Below are 18,749 nucleotides of genomic sequence, written 5' to 3'. Positions count from 1 at the left end.
CCCCCAGCAGTCTCCTACCTGGTGGATGTGGGCCAGGGGGCCGGTGTCTGCTGCTGACGGGTGATCTGGTTGAAGGACATCGCGTACTACGGATAACGATGAGCGCCTCTGTATATAAGGCGCGAGCGTGGGAGCAGGCGGGGCAGAGGACTTTTTTGACACTCCTCTCCACATCCGTGAGGTTTCTCGTGGGCGGGCAGGGAAGTGGCTGATCTCCTCGGAGAGGTCACCTCGGGGAGGAAGAAACGCTGACTTGCCCATCGGTGAAAAGAAGTGAGATCACAAGGTGTCGTCGAAAAGTCGCGGGGGATGTTTGCTGCGCATCGTTTCCCAGTCAGCCCTAAGGGATCTCTGGTCCTGATAGGGCCAGGAGAGGATCAGTTACAACTCCTCCGAGAAGAGATGCTCATGATCCCCACCGCTACGAAAGATGTGGACCATGTCCAGTGGGAGCCTGTCGGGCTTGTGTCGAAATCGTTCGTTTTTGACACAACCCACGGAGCGAACCATATTTGTGATTGAAGCCCCTCGCCCATGAGGTAGTGCGCCAAACAGTTTTCAGTGATAACAATGACCACCATCTCTTAATATCCCTATCATGAGTGAAGCAACATAGCGGGCCATGTAGTGATGGCCGCCCATCGATCGCGAGCGCTGTGATGTGGAAAAGCAAAATAGGTGAATATGACTGGAATCTCGTGCGTGAGTTTTAGTAGCGGATACTTCCGAAGATGGTGAGGTGACGAGCCTGGCTTGGAGGGGTGTTTTTGTGACAAGGGAGCCGTCCCGGTCCGTTCTGATTGTTGAGGCATCTTCATCCCTGCCGGCGGAAGCGGCTTGGCCCTCTAATCAGCTCACTCCGAGTGCCTATTCGACCTACTCGGTTTCGGTGTTGGAATCGTTTAAAGCCGCCAACTGAAGTTGCTAAAAAACCGCCAAACGAAGCTGCAAGTCACAAGGTCGCAAAAATCAAATTTGTCACTTAACGCGTTATTTTACTATGTCGCGTGAACGGTGGGTAAATTTATTAATGTGACAGAGTTTTCCGAGACTTACTGTTTTGCATCATGCCCATCGTGGCCATGGTTCGCCTGCCGAACGGTGGCACGTTGTGCGAACCAATGTTCCGGGACAGTGTGTGCGGATAGTGAACGCGACTCCTGAATTTTCGCGCGTGGCGAGCGGAATGCAGATCTCACTATGTTCAGCACCGGTCTGCACTAGCCGTTATTTTTCAGAAGACGACGGACAGTGCAGGCGGGTGGGACTGCGGATATGTTGTCGAGCCACCATTTTAAAATGATCAATGAAAGTACTAATGTTTACCTGATACTTAGTTGATCTTTTTCTGAATCGAGACTTAATGACCGGCATGCGGCCTCAGGAGCCTGGAAGCTCCTCCCCCTCCCACCCCATCGACGAGAACGTAGCCTTTCCCGGCTCCAGGGAGCAGAAAAACATGGCCGACGTTTACCCTGCTGCAGGACAGTCTGAGATGACAGGGTTTGGATATGGTCCGACACACCCTAGACAGGAACCTGGCGCTTCCACCCTCGGGAACCCTAATGCGACAGTTTTTGAGCCACCTAAGCCTCGAAATAAAGTCCTTACTGTCATCAAGTACGTCCTCGCGTTAGCCCTACTCATTTTCGGAGTGGCTGGTATTGCTACGGCCTTCGATCCAGCCTATACCGCGACAAAGAGCGATTTTCTTGGCAGCATATTAACTGCTCTGGTTTTCCTCGTTCCCGCGATCTGGTTCTTCACCTGCGAAATCATCGACAAAATCAGGCTGCCTAAGACCGGCCAGCGGATCAAGCGATTCTTGTGGCTACCTGCACTGATCTCTCTGGCCTCGGTTATCGGTGCAAGCATCCCATCCGGCGATAGTTACGGCCACCATTTGAGCACCACGGGTAATTTTAAAGAGATTCTCGCCGTTCATGATCAAGCCAAGCAAGAGTGTTTCGATTCGGTCCTGAGCCATGCCAAGTTTTCGGCGAGTGCAAAAATTCCCGAGTTCAAGAGTGGAATCAGTGTGGCCACCTCTGGTGAGCTAGCGATTCATTCCTTTGCGGGCACCGCACACTTCCCTAATGGCTTTGGCGTCTTCAGCGAATACGTTTTTCTCTGTGAACGAGCTCAGGATGCGCGTGCCAGTGCCGGATACGCCTCCGATGCTGAGCTTTCTTACCACAGCATCGACGTTGAAGAGAGAAATTTCCTCACTTCTGTTCCCGACCTCAGCCCAACGGGGATCTGGGAGCCCGTCGAGACTGATGGGATCCTCGGCTTTGAGCAGACCGAACCCCAGCCTGACAACATTTTCGTCTTCTTCGACGAATCTGGCTCGGAGACTTAATTCGTAGAGTTTTAACGCGTGGAAGCGGTAGCCGAAGCGCGAAGAAACCGGCCGGGTCCAGTTAGCCACCCTCGATGACCGCTTTCGCATCTTCACCTCTTCAGGAACCAGCATTTTGACACAAGGGGTATACGGGGCGCTTCAAAAAGAGCTCCATCAGATATTTTTGAAGCTTCTTTCCAGCTGCCGTAAACGTACGTAGTGATGAACACACGTGCCGATAGTTCTGCAACGAGGTTCTCGAAAGACCCTCGAACGAGGCTTCGCTAGGGCATTGATCTTTGATTGTATCACCTGAGTGATACAATCGAAGTGGATCAGGATGATCTGGGTTCCTATGTTGAGAGGCTTCCCCTAAGGAGGTGGTCATGGACGAAGTGACTGTGTTGGAAGAGCTGGAAATGTTTGGCTCGTCGCAGTGGGGGCTGATTACTTCGGCGCAGGCCCGTGATCTCGGCGTTGACCGATTGTGGCTGTCACGGATGAGGGCCCGGGGTCGGTTGCAGCGCATCCGTCATGGGGTTTATGCCGTGCCGTCTGCCCGGTTTGGTCCGTGGCAGGATCTGCAGGCTGCCTGGTTGGCCACGGAGGCCTCGTCCCCTGCGGAAAATCGTGTCGAGGCCGAGGATCCGGTGGTGGTTTCTCATGTATCAGCCGCTGGTGTGCATGGCTTGGGGGATCTGCTCGCGGCCCGTCATGAGTTTTCCTCACCGGCTCGTCGGCAGACCACTCAGCAGGATCTGCGCTTCCACCGGTGCGAGGTGCCCGCGGGGGATATCACCTGGGTGGAGGGGCTCCCGGTGACCTCTGTCGCCCGGACAGTCGGGGATCTGGCTGCTCAGGCGATAGATTTCGATCACCTGGCCACTGTGGTGCGTGATGCGGTGGAAGATCACCACGTTTCTACCGATGAGCTGGCGGAACGGTTGTTTCCCCACCTCGGTGACTATGGCGCTGCCAACAGCCGGGAACTGGTCCACTCACTTCTGGGCCATGCCGGCTATGCCCCGTCTAAAGACCCCACGGTCACCAAGGCGTGGGAGTTTCTTACCCGGCAGCTGCACGCCGACCTGGTGAACCCCGATGTTGATCACTTTCTCCAGCAGGCCACCGGCGCTATGGCCAAGGGCGACCTCCTGTCTCCGGCGCGCGCTGCAGAACTCAAGAAAGAAGAAAACCGGACTGACCATGATACATGACGTAGACGAGAACCAGAATCGGCAGAACCTCCAGCGCCTGCGCAAAATCCTGTCCACCAAGATCACCACCGTTGCCCGCAGCAAAGGCGTGGATCCGCAGCTGGTGCGTAAACAGTACGTCTTCGCCTTATTCTTCAAGCGCCTCTTTCATGGCGATGAGGGCAACTGGATGCTGTTGGGTGGAAACGCCCTGTTGATTCGTGCCGGCGGTGGGCGCTTCACCCGGGATATCGACCTGGCTCGAGGTACCACCTGGGAGGATCCCGCCCCAGTGAAAGAAGAACTCCAAGTACTGGTCAATGCGGGGACTGCGTCCGATCCGTTCCGATTCGAGCTGGGAGATATCGACCCGCACTCTGATCCCGACAGCTTTGGATACGGCTCGAAAACCGCGAAGATCACCGTGACAGTTTGGCTGGGCAACCGGATCTTTGACACTTTCCTCATCGACATCACCAATCGCCGCCATGACCACGGGCCCGTCGACATGCTCCCGCTGTCTCCGGTAATTGAGCATGAAACCCTGGCTGATTTGCCCGACATCCCGGTGGTGGCGGTGGAAAATCACCTGGCCGATAAAATCTGCGCGATGTATGAGCTCCACGGACGGAACAAGGAGGAACCCTCCACCCGCTACCGCGATCTGGCCGATATTGTTCGCTTGATCAACGCCTCTATCATCGACGCTGCGCGGCTACGGGAGATTCTTGGTCATGAGCAGCAGCGACGCGGTATTGTCCTCCCGCAACAGCTCCACGCCCCGTCCCCGAGGTGGGTGGAGAATTTTCCCAGGGCAGCGAAAGACTTCGCTGAATACCCCGTGGCCTACCACCAGCTGAATACTTCTTTATCCCATGCCGGGGTATGTGTGAACCCCGTTCTATCAGGAGAAATCATCGCAGGACACTGGGGACCGGCATCCCAATCCTGGCAGACTTCGGGGGAACTCCCATCCATACGTACTCACGAGGAGAATTAAGATGCCCACGATATGGAGCGATGCACCGATCAAGTCTGCGGATGAGGATTCGTTTGGACGGAGCCCATACGCCAAGCAAATCGCCCATCTTGTTCAGGGTGCCCATTCCTGGGAGGACAGTATTGTCTTCGGCTTGACCGGGCCATGGGGTAGTGGGAAAAGCTCGATGCTGGCGATGATCGAGGAACAACTAACATCCAGCGAGAACGAATGGCATATCGCGAGGTTTACCCCCTGGGCTACCAGTGATATCAATGGCCTCTTGGGGGACTTCTACGCTTCACTGAGTAGTGCACTCCCTTCAGAGCGCGGTAAGGATCTTCGAGAAAAATTAGGAACCATTCTGCAGATCTCAGCTCCTGCGGCCAAAATGATTCCCTTGTTTGGCGATGCCGCGGCCATGGCCGCAGAAAAAGCAGGTGAAAGGCTGCAGAAGCAACCCTCCTGGAGTCAGGCTTTCAAGGAAGCATCAGACGAGCTCAAGAATTTAGATATTCCGGTTCTCGTCATCGCTGATGACATTGATCGCCTTCATGGAGAGGAGTTATTAGCCCTGTTGAAGGTGGTCAGGCTGCTGGGTCGTTTTCCCGGTGTTCATTTCCTGCTGGCCTACGACGAACAGACGGTGACTGAAACACTATCTGAGACCGGCATCGCCGGAAAAGGGACTGCCGCGGGCAGAAAGTTTCTGGAGAAGATCGTTCAATATCCTTTGGCCATCCCGCCACTGGTGCCGACCCAGCTCAGGACCCGGATCGATGAAGGCCTAGAACCTTTTATTACCCGCCTTGAGCAGCCGGAGATGTTTGCGATGCGTCTCCAGGGACTACGCAGGGTTTTACTCTCTCAGCTGTCGACGCCTCGTGCCATTGACCGCTACATCGCTCAGGTCCGGCATCACCTAGCGATGTTTGATTCACAGGAAGTCCAGGTAGAAGACGTCATCGTCGTGACGTTACTCAAGACTAGCTTCCCTTCCCTCTACAACCAGCTACCACGCTATAAGGACCAACTGATCACAGGCATGCAGGATGGACTGGGACGCGGATTTTATGATGCCGACCGCAAGACCTTTGATCCTGATCCGCTTTTTGACGGGATCCCACCTCAAGAGTGCCCGGATGCCCGAACGCTTCTGGAAGAGCTATTTCCCGGCGTCAGGGGAAAGAGAAGCTACTATTTCTCACGCCCAGAGGAAAGGAGCATCTACGACAAGCGCTATTTTGACCGTTACTTTGCCATGGGAGTTCCCGCTCATGATATTTCTGATACGGCTGTAGCGAACGCGATTACTGCTGCTGCAGACGGCAACGAAAGCCCACTCAAGGAGCTGCTCCTGGATGAGGATTCCAACCGCATCTCTATGGCCATCGACAAGGCAGAAACCAGCACTGACCTCCTGGGGGAGGATGCTGAACGTCTGGCGGTTCTGCGTACTATCATCCCCCTCCTGGGAAGCCTTTCGCGGCACGATACCGCATTGCTCAGCGCAGACAAGAGGATTAGAGAGTGGTCGGGGAAAATGCTGTCTCGGCTAAGCGATGATGTTGAGGTTTCCAAGCTGGTCGACGCGCTGAATCTTTCCCCGCATCACCTCGATCAGGTTCACATTCTCCAGTTCATGCTGTTGTACAACGGGCATCACCGCTGGGTGGACGAGGTGCTGGACCAAGTGTGTCAGCACCTCGTGGAGGTCATTATGAGCAATCTCCGAGATCAGGACGAGGCTTCGTTAGATGATCAGGTGGAGTTCATGATCTTTGTCCTGCGGGAATGGAAGCAGCAGGAGTTTCTTGTGGAGCCGCTCAGGGCAGGGTTGGCTGAAGGCGCCTTCACCGTGGAGGACGTCGCAGCACGCTGTGTCACTTACTCACGCTCCTTGGGGGGTGAACAGACTGTGACCAAGCTGCACGATTTCAATAGGGAAGCCTTTGATGAGATCGTTCCTGACGCTGATCCTTCTTGGTCCAGTACCCCGAGAAGTAACGTGGATGAATATGATCTGAGTTGGAAAAACCGACGGGATTTTGCTGTCGCCAAAGCTCCTGGGGGAGAAAAAGCATCCCCAGACTAGCTGCTCACAGCACGCCGGCCTTCCTACTACCCCAACTTTGCAACAGCACCGCGATGATATCTAAGGAGACGCCGTCATCAAGGAGCAGGAGTGCCTCGGCTTTGTGTTGGATGAGGTTGAATCGGGAGCGTTTATAGCTTTTGAGGATGGCGACTTCCTCACCCGTGAGGGCAATCTTCAGGGCTGCGGCCATGGTTAGACAGTCAACAACCCCCGCTCGCTGTCAATTAGTTGTGAAATGCGGGGGTAAACGGGTGGGGTAAAACTGGGGTTAACTAACAATCGCTGACTGCATAACAGTCCGATTGGAAATATCCTCGGGGGTGTTGGTGATATTGAACGTAACCTCCTTCGGCGGTTGAGCCACCACCGGTTGCTTGGTTACGTCCCGTAGCGTGGTGTATCTGTAACTGCCGGTAGCCGACCCCATGAACTGCGCCCGTATGGTGATTTGAGACAGGGTCTAGGAGAATTAGTGCCATGTCGAATCGCCGCATCTTCACCGAAGAGTTCAAAGCAGGAGCTGTGCAACTCGTCGTGTCATCTGGGCGCTCCATCAAAGAAGTGGCCACCGAGTTAGGCATCAAAGAAGGAACACTGGGTGCGTGGTGCCATTTCGGGGTTGTTGGTCGGGGAGGTCCGCGTAGTTGGTAGGCCCTTTCCACATACCCGGTAGCGCCGGTGCTTTTGCGGGAATCTTCTTGGTGGCAGTGCCTGCAACTCGCAGGGCTGCGACACGGTTTCACACCAAGGAGACACCTCCCATGGCTCAATTCAAAGAGATCATGGCCCTACGCCTGAACAACCGCAGCTACTCCTACATCGCAGCAGCTCTGGGCTGCTCGAATCGGGACATCGCCCGCGTCCAGACCGTCATCGACGACCACAACATCACCCCAGACAGCTTCACCCAGCTGCCGCCGGCGTTTTTCGATGAGACCTTCACCGACCAACGCGGCCGACGATCGATGAGCTACGACCAGCCGAACTTCCAGGCACTGGCTAAAAAGCTCACCGATGACAAGCATCTGACCAGGCACAAGCTGTGGATGGACTACCTGGCCGCCCCCAGTGCTGATGGCCTGTTGAAGTATCAGTACTCCCAGTTCTGCGACGGTCTGGCCGAGTATCTGAAGGCCAACGACCTCGTCGATGTCGTCGAACACGAGCCCGGGCAGGAATTCTACGTCGACTGGGCCGGCGACAAGATCACCATCTACGACCAGGCCACCGGCCGGGTGGGGTTCAAAGCGTCCCTGTTCATCGGCGTGTGCCCCTGACTTAGGATTGATGTTCACGGTCGCAGCCGCGAACGAAAAGATGGGCGCCTGGATCGACTGCCACGTTAAGGCTCTGAACTACCTCGGCAAACTACCCGCGGTCATCGTCCCCGACAACGCGTCGACGGCGACCTACCAGCCGAAGAAGAACTCCTCCTACCGGGCGACCACCAGCCGGTACGCGGACTTCGCCGACTACTACGACATCACAGTCGTCCCAACCAGACCCGCCAAGCCGAGGGACAAGGCCGCGGTGGAACGGGCCGTGCAGATCGCTTACACCCGCATCCTGGGTTACTTCCACGGTGAACAGTTCTACACTCTGGACGAGCTCAACGAAGCCATCGCCGAGCGCCTGGCAGACATCAACGACGTCATGACCCGCCCGGACGGGTCCACCCGCCGACAGCGCTTCAACGAGGATGAAGCGCCGATGATGCGTGATCTTCCCCGTATGGCGTTTACAGAGGTGTCCTGGCGCAGTGCGAAAGTCGACCGCAACTGGCATATCAGCTGCGATTACCAGTACTACTCGGTGCCGTTTGCGCTGGTGGGCAAGACTCTGCGGGCACGGCTGACCACAGATCTGGTCAGCATCTTCGACGGTGACCGGCTCGTGGCAGAACACACCCGCATGCACGGGTTCCGCTACCGCTACAGCACCGATGTCACCCACGGCCCATCCGGGGACACCGACGCCCACAACGTGCTCACCCGTGATGAGCTCCTGGCGTGGGCAGGATCCTTCGGGCCAGCAACGATCACGGTGATCACCATGATCCTGGACCGCAACCGAGCGAGTGTGCCCCGGGGACTGACGCTGTCACGCAACATCCTGGCCAACCTCGGCCGCAAGCACGACAAGACCACCCTGGAACCGGCCTGTGCGCAGCTGCTGGACAAGCAGCTGGCGCCGACGATGTCGGTACTCAAACGACTCCAGGCCGACATCGCCCACGCCCGGCCCACCACGACGGCGCAACCGACACCCGGCTTACCGCGGCAGGTGGATCTGTCCCGGTTGTCTGATGCAGTGTTTATCCGCCCAACCAGTCATTTCGATGATGATCAGGAGGGCAAGTAGCTCATGATCGATATCGATGAGACGACCCGTAGAAAACTCCGGTCGCTGCGTCTGTCGCGGTTCGCGGAGAACTTCTTCGACCTGGTCACCAGCGACGAGCACGCCGACGCCTTGCCCGAAGAGATTTTCCTGCGTGCCGTGGACGCCACCGACGCCCAGCGACGTGAACGCAACATCGCCACAGCCATCACGCAGGCGCATTTCCGTTATCCGCAGGCCAGTCTGGGTGAGTTGGTCAACGCGGCAGAGCGAGGCATCAATGAACGCCAGCTCAAGCGCGTCGCCGCGACCAACTGGCGGGAGAATCCGACGAATGTGCACCTATTCGCGCCCGCCGGCGCCGGCAAGACCTACATTGCCTGCGCCATCGGGATCGCTGCCTGTCAGGCCGGGTTTTCAGTGGCGTACTACCGGCTGGATCAGCTGGTGGCAAAGCTGGCGGTCCACTCGCCGACGGATCCGGGATATGCCGATGCGATGAAAAAGTTGATGAATGTCGATGTCCTCATCATCGACGACTTTCTCACCTTGAGCATTGACCAACGCGGGCAAGAAGACCTGACCAAAATCGTAATCGACCGGGACGGCAGACTCCCGACGATCATTTCTTCACAGTCGTCAGCCGCGTACTGGGTGGAGGTACTACCCAACCGGGTCGGGGCTGATTCGTTGGTCAGCCGGCTCAACAACGGTCGCCGTATTCAGATCGGTGACTACGACATGCGCCGTCACCTGGCGAAGAAGCACCAGGAGGACCTCGACCACGACAGCTAAGTAATCCCGTCGCGAGTACAACTGGGGCCGGCATCAGTCACGATGTCGGCCCCTACCATGTGCGCGGACACAGGCCCTACCACCTCATCGGAGAACCCCGACCACAAACCCGCTCCTGGCACGTGGGTGAGAGCCTGGAAAACTGAACACCCTGATGCTGGTGTGGATGAACCAGGCCCAGTTGAATGGGCGAAATACAAGGCCCTGCAGGCAGAAAAAGCTGCGTTGAAACGAGAAAATGAGTTCTGGGGAAAAGCCAGCGCCTTCTTTGCCGCGAAGCACCTGTGAGATGCATTTCTATGCGTTCATCGAGCAGGAGAAGGCCGTCTTTCCTATTACATGGATGTGCAGGAAGTTGGGTGTATCCCGGGCATCGTATTACCGCTGGGCTAAGCCTGGGGGCCTGACTCCCACAGCTACGCGGCATTTAAAGCTCAAGGACGAGGTCGCCCAGGAGTTTGAAAACAGTAACCACATGGCTGGCAGGGATCAGCTGACCACGTTGCTCAACCAACGAGGTGTCAAAGTGTCCATTGGGACCGCGGGGGCAATTATGAACGAATTAGGACTGCGTGCCAGGGGCGATGCGTGCCTGGAAAAACACCACGGTCAATGATCCTGCGGCCCGCACCGAGCACATCAACAACCATATGCTCGACAGCCACGGGAAACGAGACTTTATCGCTACCGTGCCTGGGACCAGGCTTGTTGGTGACATCACGTACTTAAAGACAGGCTCGGGTTGGTTGTACTTGGCTACCGTGATCGATTTGGCCACGCGGATGGTGGTGGGGTGGTCGATGGATTCCAATATGCGCACACCGTTGATTATCAATGCGTTGGCCATGGCCCGTGATCATGGGCGTCTTCATCCCGAGGGTGCAATTTTTCACTCGGATAGAGGATCTCAATACACTTCCGGGGAATTTCAGACGTGGTGTGCGGGCAATAAGATCACCCAGTCGATGGGAGTGACTGGGGTGTGCTGGGATAACGCAGTGGCGGAGAATTTCTTCTCTCACCTAAAGACCGAAATGTATCACCATTATGACTTTAAGAATCACCTGTCAGCCCGGACCGCGGTGATGGACTATATCGAGGGATGGTACAACCGGCGCCGGCCTCACAGTAATAACCAGGGACTGGACCTAACCCGTGTTTGGTGGACGCTGACACCAGCATGATGCTGGGAAAGGTACTCTGCCACCATGCCAAGCAAGACCTATTCTTAAGGAGTTCAAGCGCGACGCCGTCGCGCTCTACGAGAACTCCACAGGCGCGTCGATCCAGACCATCGCCAACGACCTCGGAGTCAACCGCAACACCTTTCAGAACTGGCTCAAAAAATACGGCACCGGAGCCCGCACCAACATCACCACCGCGGATTCACCCTCGTCGACCTCGGTGACAGAAGCCGAGCGGATCCGCCAACTGGAACGGGAAAACGCCCGCCTGCGGGAAGAGCGCGACATTCTACGGAAAGCGGCTAAATATTTTCCCGGCAAGAGACGACCTGGTGATCCGCTTGAAGGTTCGTTGACGACGCCCGACACGACCACTCGGTCAAGCAGTTATGCACGGTGCTCAAACTCAACAGGTCCTCGTACTATAAATGGAAAAACACTGCCTCTACCAGGAAGAAACGCCTGCTGGGCGATGCCGTTCTCGGAGCCCGGATCAAGACCGTGTTTGCTGCAGAACGCGGTTGTTACGGGGCCAAACGCATTGCCGCGGAACTCAACGACGATCCAGTTGGATCACCGGTCAACCATAAGCGGGTCGCGAGGATCATGCGCTCGCTGAAGCTGTTTGGGTACTCGAAGAAACGCAAGGTCACCACCACCGTGTCCGACAAAACCAAGACGGTGTTCCCTGACCTTGTCGGCCGTAAGTTCACCGCTGATAAGCCGAACCGAACTTACGTCGGAGACATCACCTATTTGCCGATTGCGGATGGGTCGAATATGTACCTGGCCACGGTAATCGATTGCTATTCTCGCCGGCTGGTGGGCTTCGCGATCGCTGATCACATGCGCACCTCCCTGGTGCAGGATGCCCTGCTCATGGCCAAGGGCCAGCGCGGCAGCCTGAAAGATGCGGTGTTCCATTCCGCCCACGGGAGCGTGTACACCTCTCACGGGTTCCAGGGCACCTGCACCGAGCTGGGAATCAGGCAGTCGATGGGATCAATCGGGACCAGTGCTGACAACGCCTTGGCGGAGTCGTTTAATGCCGCGCTGAAGCGGGAAGTCCTTCAAGATTCCAAGACCTTTGCGAATCAGTTGCTGTGTCGTCAGGAGGTGTTTCGCTGGTGTACCAGGTATAACACCACCCGGAGACATTCCTGGTGTAAATATCTCGCGCCAACCGTATTCGAGGAACGCTGTCCTGCTATTCTGAGATTTGCTTCCTGATTAAATCCCCTGTGTCCACTTTCCGGGGGTCGGGCCCGTCGGCTCCAAGTTATACGTGTATAGCTGTCAGCACTGTCAAGCGTTTTCACGCGCGCGCGCGAGCTCCCAACGCAGCTGCCCTTCTGAGGGAGATTGAACCGGAATGAAGGCCGCTTCGCGGAAACGACGGGAGGCCGGTGACGACTTGGCATAGCCTGCGCCACCAGCGACACGAACCTCGATATTGGCTGTCGCAACGGCGACCTCGGCGGCATCGAGACGCAGCTCCAGCAGCTCCACTGAGCTGACCTGGTCATTTCCGATCCGAGAGATGATCTCCTCCTGGCGGGTTATCACATCTGCGACACGGGCGGCCGCCTGCTGGTGGTCCTGACTGAAACTCTCATTGACTCCGGTGAGTCGTTTCGCTCCGGAAGCCAGGGCAGCTTCGGCCACACCGATACACTCGGCAGTCTGCAGCACCACGAACGTGGGGCGCACAGTCTTGATGAAGTTAGTGAAGTCCTCGGTGAGAACCTGCACATCCGGGATGAAGACACTGTCAAAACCCACCCAAGCGGAGGCAGTGGCATTGAGTCCGAGCAATCCAAAAGGCTGGCCGAATTCCACGCCGGTGTGTCCGGCTTCGAAGGCGAAGAGGAAGCGGGTGCCGTCCGCAGCCTTGGCCGCGGTGACTACAATTGCGTCCTCATAAAGATTGGAAGCCCAGTTCAGCTTGCCATTGATCAGCCAGCCGCCTTCAACCCGAGACGCCGAAAGATCGATTTCACCGCAGCCGGCGGCCTCTTTGAAGGCACCGGCCATTCCGGTGACTCCCGGGCGCTGGCCAGAGCGCAGCTGCTCCGCCAGACCCAGGGAGTAGTCAGTGCTGGCCTGCATGAGGTACTCCAGCGTCATCCGGTCAGCCCAGAGAGTAAAGCCCGCGGAGAGATCCTCCGCGGACACCTCGCGGACCACCCGTGCCATCTCCAGCAGCTTCCCACTCTCGTTGGTCGGCGCCCCCAGGCTGAGCAGTTCGGCATCACCGAGCAAATTCAGCACATAGCGGGCATCCTTCTCCCCCTTATCCACCGACTTGGCGTTGGCGGCGATCTCTGCACGCACGACTGCCGGGAGGATGAGGGATTCGGTGGTGGTCACAGGTTGGGTCACGGTGGTCATATGCTTTCCGGATGAGTATTGACTGAAGGTGAAAGGGAGAGTGCCTAGACCAGCTTGGAGGTCAGCTTGGCCGGGCGGGTGTAGGTGTTGACAACCGGGGACCACTCAATGGCATCCTTCTGGATCTGGTCCAGAGTTTCACGGTCGGTATCACCCTCGAGATCAATGGAAACCTCAACGTTGGAGACGCCAGGGCGCTTATGCTCGCCCAGGTCGCCGGTGCCCCAAGTCGGAGACACGTCAATGTCAGAGACAATGTCGATGTTGATCTTGGTCAGGGTCACACCGCGGTGGGTGGCAATAGCCTGAATACCCACAGAGATGCAGGCTGCCAGAGCGGCCTGGGCGACCTCGGTCGGGTTCGCGGCGGAGTTATCACCAAGCAGTGCCGGCGGCTCAGAAACCAGGATCGGAGGCAGATCGCGAACCTGGGTGATGTTGCGGAAATGGCCATCAGCCTCGGTGTGGGTGCGGATCTTCTTGAGACCACCCTCCGGGTTGTCGATGTTCTTCTGCGCCAGTGCCTTCAGGGCATCGGCGTCGATCGGGGCCAAGGCCTCCCCATCGATGTGGTTCGGGGTCAGATCAGACATGCAATCTCCTTCAAATGTTTCATTTACAGAGCCGACGCTAGCATGTTTTCCGGCAGACATGAACCGCACTGTCTACCAGCCGAATATAATCCCAGGCCACGCGGTATACATTTACATTCCTGGGAATATAACCCCTATAACCTGCCTAGTGGACGAAGCTCAGCGAAAATCGCTATAGTTTCCAGACAGCTTTCAAGACCGAGCGGTCTGCCATTCCCCCGAACAAGTTTTCTACCCTGGAACGAGGAATTCCGTTACCGATGCCGCATCTCTCTCGACGAACCTTTTTGCGTGCCGCCTCCGCCACTGCCCTGGGTTCCGTCATGTTCGGAGTGGGCGCCTGCTCCACCGCCCCCCGCAGGGTGTCGCCAAGCAACGCGGAGGACCCACTGATGATCGGCTACGTCCCCATCGCCTGCGCCTCCCCGCTGCTCATCGCCGAGGCCGCTGGTGTCTTTAAACGGCACGGTCTCAGTGTGGCCTTGAAAAAGTACGCTGGCTGGTCAGACCTGTGGAGCGCCTATTCCACCGGAGAGCTCAATATCGCACACATGCTCTCCCCCATGCCCGTGGCCATTGATTCCGGGGTCACCAACGGACAGCGGCCGACCGAGCTAAGTTTCACCCAGAATACCAATGGCCAGGCCATTACCCTGGCCACCGAGCATCATCCCCGAGTGCAGTCGGCCACCGATATGCGCGGCATGGTGCTGGGCATCCCCTTCGAATACTCGGTTCATGCCCTGCTGCTGCGGGACTATCTGGTTTCCGGTGGGGTGGATCCGGTGGCTGATGTGGAATTGCGGCTGCTGCGTCCGGCGGACATGGTGGCCCAACTTGAGGTCGGCGGCATTGACGGTTTCATCGGCCCAGAGCCCTTCAACCAACGCGCCCTACAATCCGGGGCTGGCCGGATCTTCCTGCCCACCAGGCAGCTCTGGGATAAGCATCCCTGTTGCTCGGTGGCAATGGCCAAGGACTGGCGCAGTTTTCATCCGGATAGCGCAGATCGGCTGCTCAGTGCGCTCCACGAGGCCGCGGGCATTGTCAACGATCCGGCCAGACACGAAGAAACTGCCCAGCTCCTATCCCACGAAAAGTATCTCAACCAGCCGGTTGCGCTCCTGGCTCCGGCGCTGGCGGGACATTACCGGAACTGGGATGACGAAGAGGTCACAGATCCGGAGATGATGTCCTTTGGCGATCCGACTGACCCGACCGCCATTACGTGGATGGCGGCTCAGATCGCGCGCTGGGACCTCAGCAGTGGCACCAGCCTCCCGCTTGACGACGCCGCGATTATCGCGGCTGCCACCTCGGTGCTGCCAGCGGGCTCCCCGCCCACTGGCCGTCCGGTAAAGATCAACGGCGAGGTCTTTGACCCCGCCCACCCGACCCGCACCTACACCCTTTAACTACCCAAGGAACTGACGCAGAAGTGAAATCAACCCCCCAGCGCTTTAATGCGGTCATCTTAGGTGTGATGCTGCTCGCCGCCTTCCTCGGTCTGTGGCAGCTCGCTGCCACCTCCGGCTGGCTCAGCGACCTCGCCCCCACCCCGGAACGCACCGGCGCCCGTGCCGTCGAGCTGCTCTCCGATCCCTTCTACCGAGACGGCCCCGCCAGCGTCGGTATCTTCTGGCACCTGCTCACCAGCCTCAAACGCGTGCTTATCGGTTTCCTCATCGCCACGATGATCGCGGTGCCGCTGGGTTTTGTCCTCGGCCGTTCTGACACCCTGCGGTGGGCGGTGGATCCGATGGTCCAGATCTTGCGTCCGGTCTCCCCGCTGGCGTGGCTGCCGCTGGGTCTGGCGTTGCTGCGCGATGCCGAGAACACCGCCATCTTTGTCATCGTGCTCTCCGCATTGTGGCCCACCCTGGTCAACACCATTGATGCCGTACGCAATATTCATCCCACCTACCTGGATCTGACCGCCACACTGGGTACCTCCTGGTGGTCAAAAGTGGTCTATGTGATGTTCCCCTCAGCACTACCTGGGATCATCACCGGTCTGCGCCTGTCCCTGTCCACCTCGTGGTTGGTGATCATCGCCGCAGAGATGCTCGTCGGTGGCCAAGGCATCGGCTTCTTCGTGTGGAATATGTGGAACCGCCTCGACATTGATGCCATCGTCGTCGCCATTGTGATCATCGGACTAACCGGCCTGATCCTTGATCACCTTATCGCCGCACTTCAGAAGGTTGTCCGCTATGACTAATCCCCATGTCGCCTTAAACGAGATCTCCAAGTCTTATGGCGCAACCACCATCATCGCGCCCACCTCCATCACCATCGGCAAGGGTGAGTTCGTTGCCATCCTCGGCCCCTCGGGCTGCGGCAAATCAACGATCCTTTCCATGATTGCGGGTCTGAGCTTCCCCACTTCCGGCACCGTCTCCGCCGACGGTCGGCAGGTCACCGGGCCGGGCGCAGATCGTGGCCTGGTATTCCAACACCATGCGCTGCTGCCGTGGATGACCGCTCGCGCAAATATAGAGTTCGGGTTACGCTCTGCGCGCCCGGAATTCTCTCGAACGGAACGCTCCGAGGTGGCCTCGGAATGGCTGGAAAAAGTCAACCTCTCCCACGCCGCCAATCGGCGTCCCGCCCGACTGTCCGGCGGCATGCAGCAGCGGGTCGGCCTGGCCCGCGCCTTCGCCATCGACCCGGCTATCCTGCTACTTGATGAGCCTTTCGGCGCCTTGGATGCCCTGACCCGTCGTCAGCTGCAGCTCCAGCTGCTGCAGGTCTGGGAAGCCTCACGACGTACCGTCGTTATGATCACCCATGATGTGGATGAGGCAATCCTGCTCTCTGACCGCGTGCTAGTGATGGCACCCTCCCCAAACTCCACCATCATCGCGGATATCGCTATCGATCTTCCTCGCCCGCGCATGGATGATACCGATGACAGTCAGGATGAGCGCAAGTCGGAGCTAAGACATCAGCTGCTGGGACTGCTAAAACACTAGTGGTCTGAAACCGGGGTGATCACGGTGGTGATATTGCAAAGGTAGGGCAGCATGATCACCGATATGGAATGATCAGGGCCCTAAGTAAGACCTGACCCCCGTTTGGTGGACGAGGAATTTGATCAGGAAGCAGATTTCAGGATAACAGGACAGCACCCGTGTCCACGAAGGATCTCTACCGGGGAAGTAGGCGGCGGATCCGGCGGGGATGCACGCCTGTCAGCTGGGTTATCTGCGCTACCGACGCGCCTTGAGCATGCAGTTCTAACACTCGGGCATCGATCTGGTGCTCCAGCCTGTTCCACCGATCGGGAACATTGTCCCATAGTGCCTGATCACCCCGGTGCTGCTTCCTCATGCGCTGCAGGACAGCCATCGCTGCCTTCTTGATTGCCCGGTTCACCCTCACAACTTCATCCTGTCCTTATCATGATCCCATCCTGGTATGGGTGTCTGCACTGGTAGATCAACCATCCTCTCGTCGAGAGACCATGAAGCGGGAAATCAGGGGCGAAACACCTTCCCGTGTCCTGTCGTAGGTCCACCACGGATCCGATTTTCGGAGAGCCCCGCGGTAAGCCGGCGTTTTCGAATCATCGTTGCTTTAAGTCGCTGGGACCGGCAGGAATGATTTTTCGCATGCCCAGCTTTTCACCACTCTGGCATTCTAATGTGGCTTAAAATATCGCCTGGTAAATATTTTCCAGAAGGGAAATAAATATACTCCTTTTCTAGGGAAAGTTACCCATCTATCTCAGCACGGTTTTTTACACTTACCTGATGAGTAGGCATTACGTGGTCAGCCAGGTCCGGGATTCGGAGTACTGCATTCTGGGGGTCTTTTCTCACCTGCGAGAAGCCCAGCGACTGGTGGAGGAAACATGTATCAGTGTTCATGGGATTCCCGCGATCGAGGTGTGGGAGGGTGAGCGGGTGCTCCATGATGAAGTGCCGGAAACAGTCGTGTACACCGCTTATCTTCATGAAGACGGGGAGATCAAGCTCTATCAGCATGTGCAGCGCACTCCTGCGATCCGCGCCACAGTCGTGGTCAACCACAGCTCCGTCCGGGCCGTGGGCACCGACCGGGATGAGGTACTCCAGAAGGTCGCGGAAGCCACCCCGGGAAAATGACAGGCCAGGGGTGATGCCGTTGCGGTGGAGCGCCCACAGTCTGTAGCTCACCATCACCCCGCCAGGATCTGTCCGTGTTCTCCGCCATGGGGGTATCCACCGTATGGGCCCACCTCCAGGGTCCGGGGCAGTGAACCGACCTCTCTGTCCCGCTGTGGAACCTGCTCTGGGGTGGGAGGCAGGGGCAGGACGACATCCTCCAGCAGGTGGTCAACGCCACCACCGAGGACGCTGATCAGGCCCACCGCGAGCTGGCGGAGCTGGTGGAGAAGCTGGCCCAGAAACAGGCCGCCACCGCTGAGGCACGGGCCCTGCTCGCCCAGGCAGGCGCAGAGCGTGCTGCCCTGACCACAGACAATAAGCGTCTGCGCCACCAGCTCCACACCCAGCAGCACACCCTCGAGGTGGCACAGGCCCAGGCGGCGGAAGCCGGTGGCCGACTCTCGGTGTTCGAACAATTATTTACCCACCACACCACCCACACCCCCATCACACCTGCTCCGGACGCCCCCACCCTGCCGGAGCAGACAGCACCCTCCTCCACCCCTTAAACCTTTAGAACACAGCAGAAACATGCCCCGCCGTGATGCGCGGTGAACAGCCCCCAGGACGCAGCCACTCCACCGGGCCTGCCCACGGTGTGGGTCGTGAGCAGGCGCACGTGTCTCGCACGAGGATTAAGGAAGAACCATAGGTATCACTTATGCTGGTGGGGTGAAT

Annotated in this window: 17 protein-coding genes and 3 pseudogenes; 16 read left to right on the top strand and 4 right to left on the bottom strand. The window is 57.7% G+C overall.

Features of this window, described 5'->3' with window-relative positions; genetic code table 11:
• Positions 1–1,459: 1,459 nt before the first annotated feature.
• The 4 genes from COCCU_RS14170 (at position 1,460) to COCCU_RS14155 (ending at position 6,614) form a co-directional block, all read left to right on the top strand.
• A complete protein-coding gene (locus tag COCCU_RS14170) occupies positions 1,460–2,362 on the top strand; it encodes a hypothetical protein (RefSeq protein ID WP_156232999.1) in 903 nt (300 codons plus the stop codon).
• 368 nt (positions 2,363–2,730) lie between these two features.
• Positions 2,731–3,561, top strand: coding sequence for a type IV toxin-antitoxin system AbiEi family antitoxin domain-containing protein (locus tag COCCU_RS14165; RefSeq protein WP_156232997.1), 831 nt, complete (start codon positions 2,731–2,733; stop codon positions 3,559–3,561).
• A complete protein-coding gene (locus COCCU_RS14160) occupies positions 3,446–4,540 on the top strand; it encodes a nucleotidyl transferase AbiEii/AbiGii toxin family protein (protein WP_156232995.1) in 1,095 nt (364 codons plus the stop codon). Before COCCU_RS14165 ends, COCCU_RS14160 begins: the two co-directional genes overlap by 116 nt.
• Before the next feature lies 1 nt (position 4,541).
• Complete coding sequence (locus tag COCCU_RS14155) at positions 4,542–6,614, top strand: KAP family NTPase (protein WP_156232993.1); 2,073 nt, start codon at positions 4,542–4,544, stop codon at positions 6,612–6,614.
• 49 nt (positions 6,615–6,663) lie between these two features.
• On the opposite strand, the pseudogene COCCU_RS14150 reads toward COCCU_RS14155, so the two are convergent.
• A pseudogene (locus COCCU_RS14150) lies at positions 6,664–6,807 on the bottom strand (IS630 family transposase); the annotation flags it as partial.
• Between the two features lie 287 nt (positions 6,808–7,094).
• Between COCCU_RS14150 and COCCU_RS14145 the strand changes: the two are divergent.
• The 7 genes and pseudogenes from COCCU_RS14145 to COCCU_RS14125 form a co-directional block, all read left to right on the top strand.
• Positions 7,095–7,223, top strand: a pseudogene (locus COCCU_RS14145) (transposase); the annotation flags it as partial.
• Positions 7,224–7,378: 155 nt separating this feature from the next.
• Positions 7,379–7,894 (top strand): transposase, encoded by a 516-nt coding sequence (locus tag COCCU_RS14795; RefSeq protein WP_231598967.1) that lies wholly within the window; start codon positions 7,379–7,381, stop codon positions 7,892–7,894.
• 10 nt (positions 7,895–7,904) lie between these two features.
• On the top strand, positions 7,905–8,978 hold the full coding sequence (locus tag COCCU_RS14140; RefSeq protein WP_231598966.1) for a Mu transposase domain-containing protein: 1,074 nt from the start codon (positions 7,905–7,907) through the stop codon (positions 8,976–8,978).
• A 3-nt stretch (positions 8,979–8,981) separates the two neighbouring features.
• Complete coding sequence (locus COCCU_RS14135; RefSeq protein ID WP_156232989.1) at positions 8,982–9,752, top strand: ATP-binding protein; 771 nt, start codon at positions 8,982–8,984, stop codon at positions 9,750–9,752.
• 162 nt (positions 9,753–9,914) lie between these two features.
• Complete coding sequence (locus COCCU_RS14870) at positions 9,915–10,040, top strand: hypothetical protein (protein WP_269434477.1); 126 nt, start codon at positions 9,915–9,917, stop codon at positions 10,038–10,040.
• Between the two features lie 296 nt (positions 10,041–10,336).
• Positions 10,337–10,936, top strand: coding sequence for an IS3 family transposase (locus tag COCCU_RS14130; RefSeq protein WP_156232988.1), 600 nt, complete (start codon positions 10,337–10,339; stop codon positions 10,934–10,936).
• A gap of 24 nt (positions 10,937–10,960) precedes the next feature.
• A pseudogene (locus tag COCCU_RS14125) lies at positions 10,961–12,166 on the top strand (IS3 family transposase).
• Between the two features lie 75 nt (positions 12,167–12,241).
• Here COCCU_RS14125 and COCCU_RS14120 read toward each other — a convergent pair.
• Both COCCU_RS14120 and COCCU_RS14115 read right to left on the bottom strand, forming a co-directional pair.
• Entirely contained in the window at positions 12,242–13,327 is a 1,086-nt protein-coding gene (locus tag COCCU_RS14120; RefSeq protein WP_156232986.1) for an acyl-CoA dehydrogenase family protein, read from the bottom strand.
• A 44-nt stretch (positions 13,328–13,371) separates the two neighbouring features.
• Positions 13,372–13,920 (bottom strand): OsmC family protein, encoded by a 549-nt coding sequence (locus COCCU_RS14115; RefSeq protein WP_156232984.1) that lies wholly within the window; start codon positions 13,918–13,920, stop codon positions 13,372–13,374.
• A 260-nt stretch (positions 13,921–14,180) separates the two neighbouring features.
• Between COCCU_RS14115 and COCCU_RS14110 the strand changes: the two genes are divergently transcribed.
• From COCCU_RS14110 to COCCU_RS14100, 3 genes are all read left to right on the top strand, one after another.
• Positions 14,181–15,335 carry an ABC transporter substrate-binding protein gene (locus tag COCCU_RS14110; protein ID WP_156232982.1) on the top strand — a complete coding sequence of 385 codons (1,155 nt, stop codon included), beginning with the start codon at positions 14,181–14,183 and terminating at the stop codon, positions 15,333–15,335.
• 68 nt (positions 15,336–15,403) lie between these two features.
• Complete coding sequence (locus tag COCCU_RS14105) at positions 15,404–16,141, top strand: ABC transporter permease (RefSeq protein ID WP_156233119.1); 738 nt, start codon at positions 15,404–15,406, stop codon at positions 16,139–16,141.
• Entirely contained in the window at positions 16,134–16,895 is a 762-nt protein-coding gene (locus COCCU_RS14100) for an ABC transporter ATP-binding protein (RefSeq protein ID WP_156232980.1), read from the top strand. Before COCCU_RS14105 ends, COCCU_RS14100 begins: the two co-directional genes overlap by 8 nt.
• Before the next feature lie 175 nt (positions 16,896–17,070).
• Here the strand turns inward: COCCU_RS14100 and COCCU_RS14950 are convergent, their stop codons facing one another.
• The gene (locus COCCU_RS14950) at positions 17,071–17,253 is read right to left on the bottom strand and encodes a helix-turn-helix domain-containing protein (RefSeq protein WP_407924183.1); all 183 of its coding nucleotides are present in this window, start codon (positions 17,251–17,253) and stop codon (positions 17,071–17,073) included.
• A 422-nt stretch (positions 17,254–17,675) separates the two neighbouring features.
• On the opposite strand from COCCU_RS14950, the gene COCCU_RS14095 reads away from it, so the two are divergent.
• Both COCCU_RS14095 and COCCU_RS14090 read left to right on the top strand, forming a co-directional pair.
• Complete coding sequence (locus tag COCCU_RS14095; protein WP_156232978.1) at positions 17,676–18,029, top strand: hypothetical protein; 354 nt, start codon at positions 17,676–17,678, stop codon at positions 18,027–18,029.
• Between the two features lie 206 nt (positions 18,030–18,235).
• Positions 18,236–18,580 (top strand): hypothetical protein, encoded by a 345-nt coding sequence (locus COCCU_RS14090; RefSeq protein ID WP_156232976.1) that lies wholly within the window; start codon positions 18,236–18,238, stop codon positions 18,578–18,580.
• The last annotated feature ends 169 nt before the right edge of the window (positions 18,581–18,749 follow it).

The organism is Corynebacterium occultum, assembly GCF_009734425.1.
GTDB lineage: Bacteria > Actinomycetota > Actinomycetes > Mycobacteriales > Mycobacteriaceae > Corynebacterium > Corynebacterium occultum.
The sequence above is the reverse complement of the archived record's forward strand: the minus strand, read 5'-3'. Positions and strand labels throughout refer to the sequence as shown.